Annotated in this window: 14 protein-coding genes; 6 read left to right on the top strand and 8 right to left on the bottom strand. The window is 69.0% G+C overall.

The genetic code is table 11. The features are described 5' to 3' along the window. The first annotated feature begins 17 nt into the window (after positions 1–17). Positions 18–980 (top strand): SGNH/GDSL hydrolase family protein, encoded by a 963-nt coding sequence (locus tag ACT6S0_RS12785; protein ID WP_444764206.1) that lies wholly within the window; start codon positions 18–20, stop codon positions 978–980. Positions 981–1,002: 22 nt separating this feature from the next. On the opposite strand, the gene ACT6S0_RS12790 is transcribed toward ACT6S0_RS12785, so the two are convergent. After that, positions 1,003–2,766, bottom strand: a complete 1,764-nt coding sequence (locus ACT6S0_RS12790; protein ID WP_444764207.1) for a long-chain-fatty-acid--CoA ligase — start codon at positions 2,764–2,766, stop codon at positions 1,003–1,005. A 93-nt stretch (positions 2,767–2,859) separates the two neighbouring features. Continuing rightward, a complete protein-coding gene (locus tag ACT6S0_RS12795; RefSeq protein ID WP_444764208.1) occupies positions 2,860–3,534 on the bottom strand; it encodes an FFLEELY motif protein in 675 nt (224 codons plus the stop codon). A 36-nt stretch (positions 3,535–3,570) separates the two neighbouring features. Between ACT6S0_RS12795 and ACT6S0_RS12800 the strand changes: the two genes are divergently transcribed. Next, positions 3,571–4,428 (top strand): esterase/lipase family protein, encoded by an 858-nt coding sequence (locus ACT6S0_RS12800; RefSeq protein ID WP_444764209.1) that lies wholly within the window; start codon positions 3,571–3,573, stop codon positions 4,426–4,428. On the opposite strand, the gene hppD is transcribed toward ACT6S0_RS12800, so the two are convergent. Then, on the bottom strand, positions 4,425–5,564 hold the full coding sequence (gene hppD, locus ACT6S0_RS12805; RefSeq protein ID WP_444764210.1) for a 4-hydroxyphenylpyruvate dioxygenase: 1,140 nt from the start codon (positions 5,562–5,564) through the stop codon (positions 4,425–4,427). The genes ACT6S0_RS12800 and hppD overlap by 4 nt on opposite strands. Positions 5,565–5,682: 118 nt before the next feature. On the opposite strand from hppD, the gene ACT6S0_RS12810 reads away from it, so the two are divergent. The 3 genes from ACT6S0_RS12810 to ACT6S0_RS12820 all read left to right on the top strand — a co-directional run bounded on the left by ACT6S0_RS12810 (position 5,683) and on the right by ACT6S0_RS12820 (position 7,452). Further along, positions 5,683–6,165, top strand: coding sequence for an Lrp/AsnC family transcriptional regulator (locus ACT6S0_RS12810; protein ID WP_444764211.1), 483 nt, complete (start codon positions 5,683–5,685; stop codon positions 6,163–6,165). Positions 6,166–6,204: 39 nt separating this feature from the next. After that, on the top strand, positions 6,205–6,705 hold the full coding sequence (locus ACT6S0_RS12815; protein WP_444764212.1) for an RNA polymerase sigma factor: 501 nt from the start codon (positions 6,205–6,207) through the stop codon (positions 6,703–6,705). Between the two features lie 105 nt (positions 6,706–6,810). Continuing rightward, complete coding sequence (locus ACT6S0_RS12820; protein ID WP_444764213.1) at positions 6,811–7,452, top strand: PEP-CTERM sorting domain-containing protein; 642 nt, start codon at positions 6,811–6,813, stop codon at positions 7,450–7,452. Here ACT6S0_RS12820 and ACT6S0_RS12825 read toward each other — a convergent pair. The 5 genes from ACT6S0_RS12825 to fusA form a co-directional block, all read right to left on the bottom strand. Further along, positions 7,437–8,279 carry an HDOD domain-containing protein gene (locus tag ACT6S0_RS12825; RefSeq protein ID WP_444764214.1) on the bottom strand — a complete coding sequence of 281 codons (843 nt, stop codon included), beginning with the start codon at positions 8,277–8,279 and terminating at the stop codon, positions 7,437–7,439. The genes ACT6S0_RS12820 and ACT6S0_RS12825 overlap by 16 nt on opposite strands. Before the next feature lie 65 nt (positions 8,280–8,344). Then, on the bottom strand, positions 8,345–8,584 hold the full coding sequence (locus ACT6S0_RS12830) for a hypothetical protein (protein ID WP_444764215.1): 240 nt from the start codon (positions 8,582–8,584) through the stop codon (positions 8,345–8,347). A 59-nt stretch (positions 8,585–8,643) separates the two neighbouring features. Beyond that, the gene (locus tag ACT6S0_RS12835; RefSeq protein ID WP_156391652.1) at positions 8,644–8,835 is read right to left on the bottom strand and encodes a hypothetical protein; all 192 of its coding nucleotides are present in this window, start codon (positions 8,833–8,835) and stop codon (positions 8,644–8,646) included. Positions 8,836–9,131: 296 nt separating this feature from the next. Further along, positions 9,132–9,710 carry a hypothetical protein gene (locus ACT6S0_RS12840; RefSeq protein WP_444764216.1) on the bottom strand — a complete coding sequence of 193 codons (579 nt, stop codon included), beginning with the start codon at positions 9,708–9,710 and terminating at the stop codon, positions 9,132–9,134. A 55-nt stretch (positions 9,711–9,765) separates the two neighbouring features. Beyond that, the gene (fusA, locus tag ACT6S0_RS12845) at positions 9,766–11,820 is read right to left on the bottom strand and encodes an elongation factor G (RefSeq protein WP_444764217.1); all 2,055 of its coding nucleotides are present in this window, start codon (positions 11,818–11,820) and stop codon (positions 9,766–9,768) included. Positions 11,821–11,887: 67 nt separating this feature from the next. Here fusA and ACT6S0_RS12850 point away from each other — a divergent pair, with 67 nt between their 5' ends. Next, positions 11,888–13,309 (top strand): M28 family metallopeptidase, encoded by a 1,422-nt coding sequence (locus tag ACT6S0_RS12850; RefSeq protein ID WP_444764218.1) that lies wholly within the window; start codon positions 11,888–11,890, stop codon positions 13,307–13,309. The last annotated feature ends 171 nt before the right edge of the window (positions 13,310–13,480 follow it).

Consider the following 13,480-nt stretch of genomic DNA (forward strand, 5'->3'; position numbering starts at 1 on the left):
GTCCTGAGTTGATCGTCATGCAACGTGTTGTGTCCCGGAAATTGAAAAGCGGCCTGGCCCTGGCCACGGTAGCGGCGGCCGCACTGATCGCCGGTTGCGGCGGAGGCGGCACATCGCAGATCGACCCCTTCGCGCCGAAGCGCGCCATCGCTTTTGGCGACGAGAGCGGCGTCATCCTCGCCAGCGGCAAGAAGTACACGATCAACGGCGTGAACGCCGATACCCAGCAGGTCGACTGCCGCACCAGCCCGATCTGGAGCCAGTTCCTGGCCAGCACCGCCTTCGGCTTTGTCTACCCGCAGTGCAACTCCGACTTCGTTGCGCTGCCGCAGGGCATCATGTACGCGGCGGCTGGCAACAAGGTGGCCGACGTGCGTGACAAGATCGACCAGCACCTGTCCAACGACCGTTTCGGCCCGAAGGACATCGTCGGCATCATGGTCGGCGTCAACGACATCGTCGAGCTGTACCGCCAGTTCCCGGCACAGAGCCGCGACTCGCTGATCAACGAGGCCAAGGCACGCGGCAAGCTGCTGGCGGACCAGGTCAACCGCATCGCTCGGGCCGACGGCCGCGTGGTGGTCAGCACCATCTTCGACGTCGGCCTGACGCCCTTCGGTCGGAAGGAGCGGGAGCAGCAGACCGACATCGACCGCGCGATCTTTCTGAACGACATGAGCGAGGCCTTCAACACGGCCCTGCGCCTGAACGTGATCAACGATGGCCGCCTCATCGGACTGGTGCTGGCGGACGAGACCATCCAGCAGATCGCACGCTTCCCGGGCGCCTTTGGCTACGTCAATGTGACCCAGTCCGCCTGCCGCAGCGACATCGCGCCGCAGGACTGCACCACGTCGACTTTGGTGCCCGATGCCAGCCCGAATCAGTGGTTGTGGGCGGGCGACACCTTGCTGGGCCCCAACGCGCAGCAGCGCATCGGCGAACTGTTCGTCAGGCGCGCCACGCAGAACCCGTTCTGACGCCCCCGCGCAGGCGGCCGGCTCAGGCGGTCGCCGTGCGCAGTTCGCGCCGCAGGATCTTGCCGACGTTGCTCTTGGGCAGCTCGTCGCGGAACTCGATGAACTTGGGCCGCTTGTAGGCCGTCATCTGCTGGGCGCAATAGCTGGCCAGGTCTTCCTCGGCCAGGGCCGGGTCGCTCTTGACGACGAAGAGCTTGACCGCCTCGCCGGACTTGGCGTCCGGCACGCCGACGGCGGCGCACTCCAGCACGCCGGGGTGCAGGTTGACGACCTGCTCGATCTCGGTCGGGTACACATTGAAGCCGCTGACCAGGATCATGTCCTTCTTGCGGTCGACGATGCGCACATAGCCGCGCTCGTCCATGATGCCGATGTCGCCGCTCTTGAAGAAGCCGTCGGCATACATGACGTTGTCGGTCTCGTCGGGGCGCTTCCAGTAGCCCGCCATGACCTGCGGGCCGCGGATGCAGATCTCGCCGCGCTCGCCGATGGCGACGTCATGTCCGTCGTCGTCGCGGATGGCGATCTCGGTCGATGAGATCGGCAGGCCGATGCTGCCGTTGAAGGCACGCTGGTCCAGCGGGTTGATGGTGGCGGCGGGTGCGGTCTCGGACAGGCCATAGCCCTCGACGACCGGACAGCCGGTGACCTTCAGCCACTTCTCCGCCGTCGCCTGCTGCACGGCCATGCCGCCGCCATTGCAGATGACCAGCTCGGAGAAGTCCAGCCGCGAGAAGCCGGCGTCGTTGGCGAGTGCGTTGAACAGCGTGTTGACGGCCGGGAAGATGTGGATCTTGTGGCCGCGCAGCGTCTCGATGAAGCCGGGAATGTCGCGCGGGTTGGGCACCAGGATGTTGAGGTGGCCCATGCGCGCGCCGAGCATGAAGCAGGCGGTGAGCGCGAAGATGTGATACAGCGGCAGCGCACAGACATTGGTGAACTGCTTGTCGCCATTGGTGAATCCAGGCAGCTTGGCCAGCATGGGCTGGAACCAGGCCTCGACCTGCAGGATGTTGGCGACGATGTTGCGGTGCAGCAGCGTGGCGCCCTTGGACAGGCCGGTGGTGCCGCCGGTGTACTGCAGGAAGGCGACGTCGTCGGGCCCGAGTTCGGGCTTCTTCAGGGGCATGCGCTCGCCATGGGCCAGGGCCTCGTTGAAGCGCACGACGGTGCGGCCTTCGCCGCTCCCGGAGGTCAGCTGCAGGCGGAACTCCGGCACCATCTTCTTCAGATGGCGCACCGCAAAATTGATCAGCGGCCCCTTCCACCAGTTCAGCAGATCGCCCATGGATGCCAGCACGACGTGCTTGACATCGGTCGCGTCGATGACCTCGGCCAGCGTGTGCGCGAAGTTCTCCAGCACGACGATGGCCCGCGCGCCCGAGTCCTTGAGCTGGTGCTCCAGCTCGCGCGGCGTGTACAGCGGGTTGACGTTCACGACGACGAAGCCCGCGCGCAGGATGGCCGCGATGGCCACGCCGTATTGCAACAGGTTGGGCATCATGATGGCGACGCGGTCGCCGGGCTTGAGCCCCTGGGCCTGCAGCCAGGCGCCGAGCTGCGTGGACAGCTGATCCAGCTCCGAGAAGCGCATGCGCTGGCCCATGCAGACGGCCGCGTCACGCTGGGCATGCTTGCGGAAGGCTTCGTTCAGCAGGTCGACGAGGGAGCCGTAGAGGTTGGTGTCGATCTGCGCCGGCACGCCGGCCGGATAGCTGGCCAGCCAGGGTTTGTGGCTGGCGGTCAGGACGGGCGCTTCATCAAAGGCGGCAACGGCGGCGGTCATCAGCGGGCCTCGGGCGAGAAGATCGCTGATCTTGGATTCGGTCGTGTTACACGGCTAGGGGGGTTGCCCTACGTCGCCGCAGTGACAGCGCGCCTAAGCGCCGAACAAGTCGCGCGCCAGCGCCTCCTCGCGCTGCCTGACGGTGGCCAGGAACTCGGTCGCGCCGCGCATCGCCCGGAAGGTGTCGAAGCCGGTCTCCAGGAAGTGCTGCAGCGCTCCCAGCCCTGCCATCTGCGCAGGGCCGCGCATCAGCTTGAGCGTCTGGCGCAGCAGCGGCTTGCGCGTCAGCCGGTCCAGCGATTCGCCGACGGCCATGGTCAGGTCGATCTGCTGCTGGCGCGACGCGGGCTCGCCGCAGGCACGCCAGGCGATGGCGTAGTCGGCGGGCGTGATGTCCGGCGCCAGCAGGTGGTCGGCCATGCGCGTGTCGAGGTGCTCGGACAGCGCATGCAGTCGCGCCAGCTTGGCGACGGTGTCGACCACCTCGGCCGGGAACAGGCGGGTCAGCGTCGGCACGACGCGGGCGAACTGCGCATCGCGTTGGCGATAGTCGCCGGGACCGTAGAGCTCCTGCAGGAAGAAGCGCGTTGCGGCCTCGTAGCGAGGGTGGGCCAGCAGGTCGGCATAGGTGGTGGCAAAGCGGCGCTGCTGCCAGGCCTTGAGCGCCTGCACGCGCGCCGCGAGCGCCGGGTCGGCCGCGCGCCGGGCGCGTTCGGCGTCGACGGCACGCAGCTCTTTCAGCAGGGAATCGGCGCTCAGTTCATCCATGGGGCGACGGGGATTTTGCCCGCTTAGACTGGGCCGATGAATGGGAGGCTTCAGCGGATCTGGGTCATCGTGCGCCTGGCCGTGGCGCTGGGCGTGGGTTGGCAAGTCGGCTGGATCTGGGGCGTGCTGACCTTGAGCCTGCATGCCGCCGTGCTGGCGCTGGGCTTCGTGCAGTTGCGCTGGGTCAACCGGCCGGCGCCGACCTGGGCGCAGTTGCTGCGCGCCTGGGCCCGCGAGGTGGTGGCCAGCGAGCTGGCCTTCTCCTGGCGCCAGCCCTGGCGCGAATGGGCCGAGCCTGATCACCTGCCTGAATCGGCCCCGAGCGCCCGGACCGGCGTGCTGCTGGTGCATGGCTTCGGCTGCAACCGCGCGCGCTGGAACGGCTGGATGAGGCGCCTGCGCGCCCAGGGCGTCGCCTTCGTCGCGCCGACGCTGGAGCCGGCCTTCGGCAGCATCGACGACTACGCCGACGAGATCGAGGCCGGCGTGCGCCGGCTGGAGGCCGCGACCGGCCGCCCGCCGGTACTGGTCGCGCACAGCATGGGCGGCCTGGCGCTGCGGGCCTGGTGGCGCAGGTTCGGTGCCGGCCACGCGAGGCCGCCGCGCGTCATCACATTGGGGTCGCCACACGGCGGCACGCGCATGGCGCGGTTCGGGCAGGGGCACAACGCCCGGCAGATGCGCCTCGGCAGCCCTTGGGTGACCGAGCTGTCGCTGCTGACCGACGTCGACTGCTTCTGGACGCCCTGTGACCAGATCGTCAACCCGGCCGAGACGGCCATCCTGCCGGGCGCGCGCGCGCACCGGCTGGACGGCGTGGGGCATATGGGCCTCGTGCATTCGCCCGAGGCCTGGGCCTGCCTTCAGGAGGCCTTGCAGGCCTCGGGCAGCTAGACAGCCTTCGCGGGCTCGTCCTTCAGAACGCCGCGGCGGATCTGGTCCAGCTCGATGCTCTCGAACAGGGCCTTGAAGTTGCCTTCGCCGAAGCCCTCGTTGCCCTTGCGCTGGATCAGCTCGAAGAAGATCGGGCCGATCACTTCCTTGGTGAAGATCTGCAGCAGCAGCTCGTTGTCCACGCCCAGGTGGGTCGCGCCGTCGATGAGGATGCGCAGGCGGCGCAACTCGTCGACGTTCTCGCCGTGGCCGGGCAGGCGCTTGTCGATCAGGTCGAAGTAGGTCTCGATGGTGTCCTGGAAGTGGACGCCGGTGGCCTTCATGCCCTCGACCGATTTGTAGATGTCCGTCGTACCCAGCGCCACGTGCTGGATGCCCTCGCCGTGGTACAGGTCCAGGTACTCGGCGATCTGGCTCTTGTCGTCGCTGCTCTCGTTGATGGGGATGCGGATCTTGCCGCAGGGGCTGGTCATGGCCTTGCTTTTCAGGCCGGTCAGCTTGCCCTCGATGTCGAAGTAGCGCACCTCGCGGAAGTTGAAGAAGCGCTCGTAGAACTCCGACCATTCCTTCATGCGGCCGCGGAAGACGTTGTGCGTCAGGTGGTCGATCTCGGTCAGGCCGTGGCCGACCGGGTTGGGGTCGACCGGCTGGCCCTGCGCGTCCAGCACGGGCACGAAGTCGACGTCGTAGATGCTGATGTTGCCGATGGCGCCGGCCGCAGCGCCGCCCTTGCCCTGCCAGCGGTCGACAAAGTAGATCAGCGAATCGCCGATGCCCTTGATGGCCGGGATGTTCAGCTCCATCGGCCCGGCCTTGTTGTCGAAGCCCCAGGCGCCCAGTTCCAGCGCGCGCTGGTAGGCGTGACCGGCGTCCTGCACGCGCAGGGCGATGGCGCAGATCGACGGGCCGTGCAGGCGCGCGAAGCGCTGCGCGAACGAGTCGCTCTCCGCATTGATGATGAAGTTGACGCCGCCCTGGCGATACAGCGTCACGTTCTTGTGGCGGTGCTTGGCCACGGCCTGGAAGCCCATGGTCAGGAACAGGGCGCCGAGGCCGGCGGGGTCGGGTGCGGCGAACTCGATGAACTCGAAACCGTCGGTCCCCATCGGGTTGTCCCAGGGGGTGAACTTGGCCATGGCTGCCTCGCGTCGTATGCGGTGAAGCCAGAAATTCTGCGGCGCGGCAGGCGCAGGTTTCATGCAATCACGGGCGCCAATTGCGGCATATGCGCAGGAATCCTGCAAAATTAGTGGCATGGACGCTGCTCTCGAACTTGATGCCATCGACCGCCGCATCCTGCGCGCGCTGCAGGCCGATGGTCGCCTGACCTATGACGCGCTGGCTGCCGAGGCAGGCCTGTCGTCGTCCGCGGTGTTGCGCCGCGTGCGCCGGCTGGAGGAGGCGGGCGTGATTGGGTCCTATGTCGCGCTGGTGCCGCCCGAGCGCGTCGGCCTGGGCCTGACGGCCTACCTGAACGTGCGCCTGGAAAAGCAGACCGACAACCCCCTGCGCAACCCGCGCGACCTGTTCCGCGCCGCCGTTCAGACCTGGCCCGAGGTTGTCGAATGCGCGGCGCTGACGGGCGAGATGGACTACCTGCTGCGCGTGCTGGTGCAGGACATGCAGCACTACGCCCGCTTCATCAGCGACACGCTGCTCAAGCACCCCAGCGTGCAGGACTGCAAGACCAGCTTCGTGCTGGAGCGCCTGAAGAACACCACTGCGGTGCCGGTCTAGCGGTTGAACCTTGGCGCCGGCCGGCGGCATTCACCGGCCATGGCTGTCGCCGAACCTCCCTTCACCACTGCCGCCTATCCTGAAGCGGCGGAGCTGCTCACCGCATTGCCGCGGCTGCGCGGCTATGCGCGGGTGCTGCGCCGCAACCGCGAGGACGCCGACGACCTGGTGCAGGACACGCTGGAGCGCGCCTGGTCGCGCGCCGCCCAGTGGCGCGGTGTGGGCGACATGCGCACCTGGCTGTTCAGCATCATGCACAACCTGCACGTCGATGCCCTGCGCCGCGGCCGGCTCGACACCGTCGACCTCAATGAACACACGCCCGAGGTGCCGGTGGCCGCGACGCAGGGCCAGATCCTGGTCGTGCGCGACCTCGACGCAGCGCTGGCCGTGCTGCCCGCCGAGCAGCGCGAGGTGCTGCTGTTGACGGCACTCGACGGTCTGGCCTATGCCGAGATCGCGCAGACGCTGGCCATCCCCATCGGCACCGTCATGTCGCGGCTGTCGCGTGGTCGGGCGCGGTTGAGGGGCCTGATGTGAGGCCTTTCTAGGGGGTGCCGGAATAGACCTCCGCCCCAGCCGTCCATGCAGGGCGGGCCGTCCCGGCCGCCATCCATCCCAGTTCCACCCACCCAGGAGTTCCGCATGCGCCTTCTCGCTTCCCTGTCCACCGCCACGCTGCTCGCGCTGCCGTTGGCCGGTCATGCCCTCACCAGCATCGACGATGCCAAGGGCGACTTCCTCGCCACCTTCGCCGGCAGCAGCGCCAGCACCGACCTCGACGTGCTGAGCGCCAGCGTCACCTACGCGCCGGGCACCGACCTCTTCACGCTGACGGCCACCATGGACGGCGTCATCGGCAGCACCGCCACCGGCCTGTATGTGTGGGGCGTGAACCGCGGCGCCGGCACGGCCGGTTTCGCCGGCATCGGCATCAATGGCGTGCGCTTTGATCGCGTCATCATCCTGCGCCCCGACGGCACTGGCACGATTGGCGGCGTCGGCGCCTTGCCCGCGGGCTCGGTCACGCTCAGCGGCAAGACCATCACGGCCACCGTCAGCGGTAGCCTGCTGCCCAGCACCGGCTTCGCCAACATGTTCGACTACACCTGGAACCTGTGGCCGCGCGACGGCGCCTTTGCCGGTACGGCCGCCATCTCGGACTTCGCGCCCAACAACGCCAACTTCACGACCTCGCCGGTGCCCGAGCCTGCGACCGGTGCCATGCTGCTGGGCGGGCTGGGGCTCGTGGCCCTGTTGGGCCGCCGTCGTCAGTCGAACTCGTGAAGTAGCTTGAGGGCATGGGCTTCCCTGAGGTTGAGCAACTCGGCGATGTCGTGCAGGTCGTCCGGCACACCGGCGTCATCCCAGCCCCGGGCCGTGTGCCGCGCCAGGCGCACGGCCAGTTGCACGCAGCGCACCTGGGGGTCGCGCTCGTGCTTGTTGGCGGTGATGCGCATCAGCAGTTCCGGCAGATGCCAGCGCCGCATCAGCGCCTGTTCCAGGTCGGCCAGCGCGATGCCCAGCACCTGACGCTGGGCGGCCGTGCTGCGCAGGTGGCGGTCGGCCTCCTGCAGCGCCGCGATCTGCAGCGCCAGCTCCGGCGCGTGGACCCACAGCAGCATCTCGGCAAAGTCGTGCAGCAGCGCAGCACTGTGGATGACGGCGGCGTCCGGGTCGGCGCGGTGGGCCGCGAAGCCCAGCGCGAAGCGCGAGGCGCGCTCGGCGCGCTGCATCACGCGTGACAGGCCGAGCAGGGCGTCCTCGTTGTCGGCGAGAACCTCTTCCATCGTCGGCTGCCTGCCGAAATCGCGGAAGAAGGGCGTGATGCCCATCAGCACCAAGGCCGCAGTGACCGTCTCGGCGTCGGCCCTGAGCCCTTCACTGCGGCTGCGGCGCTGCTTGCCGGCGTGGACCAGCACCTTCAGCGTCATCAGGGGGTCGGCCTCGATCATTTCACCGATGCCGTGGGCATCGACATCGTCCTCGGTCGCCCGCATGTGCTCCAGGGCCTCGGCCGTCTCGGTCAGCACCGGGATCTCGGCACGGGCGAATGCGTCGACCCAGGCGTCGAGGCTGGGCAGCGGGGCAGTCAGGCGCAGGCGGTCAGACATGCGCGGATGCTAGGCCTGTGCGGAGCCGCCTGCTCGTCGGAGGCGACCCCGTTTTGCGCTTCAGTTCACAACCTTCGCACGCCGTCCAGCTGCGCTGTCAGTTGACCGTCGATGTAGAGCGCCCCTTCGGGCGCCCCGGCCTCGGCGTAGAACTCCAGCTGCTGGTGACGCGCGCGGCGGCGGCGGTAGGCAGGCGAAAACACCAGCCGGATCGCCCGCACGGCACGCTTCAAGCGGGTGAAGCGAAGGGCCCACGCCCGGTGGGTCTCGGCGGCATCGGGGCCGCGCAACTCGATCAATCTCATGAGGGTCTCCTTGGCGCCGGCCCTCATGACATGGATGAGGGGCACGCGGCGCTTGTGTGTCAGGGGCTGTCGTCGGGGAATCTGTCGCGCAGCAGGCGGCGCAGCTCGAGGCGGGCCTGCTGCCGCTGCGCATGGGCTTCGTGCGCGCTACGGTGAGCGCCTGCCTGGCGTTGCATGGCCGGGGCAACGAGCGGATTGCGCGGTTTGCGCGCCTTGATCTGCATCGGGCGCGGGGAGGTGAACTGGGGCATGGAGGGCTCCGGTTAAGGCCGCCAGAAGGCGGCGGCGATGCAGCGGCTCGACCCGGTGTGGGCCGGCCTTTGCGTGAAAGGATCGGGGTGCCTGGGGCCTGCGCTCGAGGCAGGCGGGCCGGGCGGTCAGGGGGCTTGGGGTGGGCGACCTCGCCGTGGCGCCAGAGGACTGCGGGCGGCACGACTTGCGCAAATGATAAACAAACGTTTCTCTTGCGCAAGCGGTTTTTATCCAACACCCCTAACGTGCGGGAGCGTGGCTGTCCGATGACGGATGCCTCCGTCCAAAAGCGCTTCTAGCGCTTTTTGGGCTTGAGCGGCGCGATCCGTGCCTGCAACTTGCGCCATTCGTCCAGCTCCGCCTGCGGGCTGGGCGCGGCGGGCTTGGTCACGGGCGGCGGTGCCGCGCTGCTGGGCGTCAACACCTCGCCAAGCAGGTCCAGCAGCCGCGTGCGGGCGCGCTGCGGGTGGCGGCGGTAGTAGGTCAGCACGAGGCCGACGATGAAGCGTTCGTCGTCGTCCTGCGGCAGGCTTTCGTTGCTGCCTCCCGCATTGAAGGATTCAGTCGACATGGTCGGCGCGAAGCCGGTAGCGACAGGTACTGCGGCGCTGCCGTGCTCGATGTCCATCCAGCCCGGCGGCTTGTGGCAGAGCTGCTCGAACTGGCGCGCCAGGCGTTCGCCGATCTGGCGCGAGCGGCCCTTGATCTGGCTCCAGTAGCTGGGCTGGATCTGCAGCCGTTCGGCAAAGCGCCGCTCCAGGCCACGCAGGGTGGCCGCATCGGCGTGTTTGACGGTGGCGCTGACGAACTCTTCGAACAGGCGCATCGCGTTGTCCAGTCGGATCTGCGCGACGTCGCGGGGGGCGCTGGGCATGGGGCGCAATGATAAATGAGCGTTCACCTCACGCCGCCGCGCGCTGGCCGGGGCGTCAGTCGGCTTCGTCGCCTCCCTTGTAGGCGCCAACGAGGGCGGCCTGTGTGTTGGGCGGCACGGCTTCGTAGTGCGACAGCAGCAGCGTATAGCGCCCCTCGCCGGCCGTGAGCGCGTTCAGGCGTGACTGGTAGCTGGCCAGCTCGGCCAGGGGAGCCAGGCCCTGCACAGTCAGGCTGCCCGGCACGGCCGAGCGCGTGCCATTGACCTGACCGCGGCGTGAGGCCAGGTCGCCGGTGATGTCGCCGATGCCGTGCTCGGGCGCCGTGATCTCGACCTGCACGATGGGCTCCAGCACCAGCGGCTTGGCCTCGCGCACGGCCTCGATCAGCGCGCGGCGGCCGGCGGTGACGAAGGCGATCTCCTTGCTGTCCACCGAGTGGTGCTTGCCGTCGTAGACGACGACGCGCAGGTCGACCAGCGGGTAGCCGGCGATGACGCCGCTGGCCAATGCCGAGCGCACGCCCTTCTCGACGGCCGGCATGAACTGGCCCGGGATGGTGCCGCCCTTGACCGCGTCGACGAACTCGAAGCCCGCGCCGCGCGCCAGTGGCTCCACGCGCAGGTAGACCTCGCCGAACTGGCCGGCGCCGCCGCTCTGCTTCTTGTGGCGGTAGTGGCCCTCGGCGGGCGCCGAGACCGTCTCGCGGTAGGCGATGCGCGGCGGCTCGGTCAGGATCTCGCCCTTGTAGAGTTCGCGCACCCGGTCCAGCAGCAGGCGCAGGTGCAGCTCGCCCAAGCCATAGATCAGGGTCTGGTGGGTTTCACCAGCCTGCTCGATGCGCAGGCAGGGGTCCTCGTCCACCAGCCGCGCCAGCACCTCCCACAGCTTCTGCTCGTCGCCGCGCCGTGCCGGGCTGATGGCCAGGCCGTGCACCGGCGTCGGGAAGTCCAGCGGCTTGAGGTAGATGTGCTCGTCCTCCTGGGCGTCGTGCAGCACGGCGTCGAAAGCCAGGTCGTCGACCTTGGCAATGGCGCAGAGGTCGCCCGGCAGCGCCTCGTCGATGTCCACATGCCTGGCGCCCTGCAACATGAAGAGGTGTGCGACGCGGATGGGCTTGCGGGCGTGACCGACGAAGAGCTGGCCGCCCTTGGCGACGCGGCCCTGGTGCACGCGCATGACGCCCATCTTGCCCAGGTAGGGGTCGGCCACGATCTTGAAGACATGGGCCAGCACATGGCCCGCCGGGTCGGGCCTGGCCGGGTAGGGCGTGGGCTCGATGCCCTTGCCCTCCAGAAACGGCGGCGGGTTGCCTTCGGCCGGGTTGGGCATCAGCGCCTCGATGGCCATCAGCAGCTCGCCGATGCCCGCCCCCGTCTTGGCCGAGCAGAAGCACACCGGGATCAGATGGCCTTCGCGCAGCGCCTGCTCCAGCGGCGCGTGCAGCTCGCGCGGGTCGATATCGCCTTCGGTCAGGTAGCGGTCGACAAAGGCGGCGTCCACTTCGACGACCTGTTCCACCAGCGCGCGGTGCGCGTCAGCCACGGACGAAAAATCGGCGTCCCCAGACGCCGCGAAGAAGCAGTCGGCGACCCGCCGGGCGCCGTCGGTCGGCAGGTTCAGCGGCAGGCACTCCCGGCCGAACACCTCGCGGATCTGGGCCAGCAGCCCGGGCAGGTCGATGTCGGGGCAGTCGATCTTGTTGACGACGATGAGCCGGGCCAGGCCGCGTTCTCCGGCGGCGGTCAGCAGGCGCTGCGCCATCAGCTCGATGCCGTTGACGGCGTTGATGACGACGATGGCCGTGTCCGTCGCCTCCAGCGCCGGCAGCGCGTGGCCGACAAAGTCCGCCGCGCCCGGCGTGTCGACGGCGTGCACGCGGATGCCGCAGTGCGTGAAGTGGGCCAGGCTGGACTGCAGCGAATGGCCCAGACGCTTCTCCAGCGCGTCGTGGTCGCTCACCGTGCTGCCGCGCTCGATGCTGCCCGCCTGAGGGATGACGCCGGCATGGGCCAGCAGCGCGTCCAGCAGCAAGGTCTTGCCGGCTGCCGCCGGCCCGACCAATGCCACCGTGCGGATGGCGTTCACTCGTGAATCCAGGCCTGCGCTCATCGGACTCTCCTTGGTGAGGGGCCAGCGTAGAAGAAGCCGGCCCGCGCGGCAAGGGCAGAATCTTTGTATGCATGCCCAACCGACCGCTCTCGCCCTCGCCCTTTCCTTTGCGTTGGGAGCCCCCGTGGCCCAGGCTCAAACCCCCAGCCCGGCCGACGAGCTCAGGGCCATGCTGGCCGAGGTCAGCCCCGCGCGCATCGAGGCGCGCGTCCGCAGGCTGGCGGCTTTCGGCACGCGGCACACGCTGTCGGACATCGCGTCCGAGACACGCGGCATCGGGGCCGCCCGGCGCTGGATCACCGCCGAGCTGTCGGCCTGCGCCAAGGCCGCCGGCGGGCGGCTGCAGGTGGAGGACCAGAGCTTCATCGAGCCGGCAGGCGCCCGCATGCCGCAGCCGACCGAACTGGTCAACATCGTCGCGACGCTGCCCGGCCGCGGCGCCAGCAAGTCGCGCGTGCTGGTCGTCAGCGGCCACTACGACTCGCGCAACAGCGATGTGATGGACTCGCTCGGCGAGGCGCCCGGCGCCAACGACGACGCCTCGGGCACGGCGGCGGTCATGGAGCTGGCTTGTGTCATGGCCAAGCGGCAGTTCGACGCCACCCTCGTCTTCATGGCCGTGCCGGGCGAGGAGCAGGGCCTGCTCGGCGCTGCCCAATGGGCGCGCGAGGCGCGCGCGGCCGGCACCAATGTCGAGGCCATGATCACCAACGACATCATCGGCAGCGCCACCGGCGACGCCGGCCAGCGCGACCCCAGGCGCATGCGCCTGTTCGCCGACGGCCTCGACCCTCTTGTGCGCCTGTTGACCGCCGCCAGCGCCAACCGCCCGCCCAGCGAGGCCGATGCCCGGTCCACCGCCGCGATGCAGGCCGAGCTGGTGCCGCTCTTGCAAGCCGGCGGCAGCGAGGACCTGCCCACCCACCAGCTGGGCCGCCACCTCAAGGCCGCCGCCGAGGCCGCCATGCCGGGTTTCACCGTGCAGCTCATCCAGCGCCGCGACCGCTATCTGCGCGGCGGCGATCACCTGCCCTTCCTGGAGCGCGGCTATGCGGCGGTCCGTTTCAGCGAGCCATTCGAGAACTTCGCCTACCAGCACCAGAACCCTCGGACCGAGAACGGCGTCGTCTACGGCGACCTGCCGGAGTTCGTCGACTTCGCCTACGTGGCCGACGTGACGCGCGCCAACCTCGCCGGCCTGGCGACGCTGGCCTGGGCGCCCGCGCCGCTCAAGGGTGTGAGGCTGGATGCGCGCGAGCTGACCAACGACTCGACGCTGGAGTGGCAGGCCAGCGACGACCCCGAGGTGGCCGGCTATCGCGTGGTCTGGCGCGACACCGATGCGGCCACGTGGCAGCAGTTCAAGGATGTTGGCCGCGCCACCCGCGTGACGCTGCCGGTGTCCAAGGACAACGTCGTCTTTGGCGTGCAGGCGGTGTCCAGAAGAGGCTTTGCGGGCCTGGCGAGCTATCCGCTGCCCAGGCGCTGACCCGGCAATACTTGCTTACCGCGCATGGCGCGCTTTGAACCATCATCGCCAGCGCCATGCCGCCCACGCCGTCCCCGCCCTACGCCCTGCTCGCCGCATCCGCCCTGCTGGTCGGCCTCGCGGCCTGTGGCGGTGGCGGAGCCGATGGGCCGCCCATGCCGACACCGCCGC

This window comes from Roseateles sp., assembly GCF_052436255.1.
GTDB lineage: Bacteria > Pseudomonadota > Gammaproteobacteria > Burkholderiales > Burkholderiaceae_C > Pelomonas.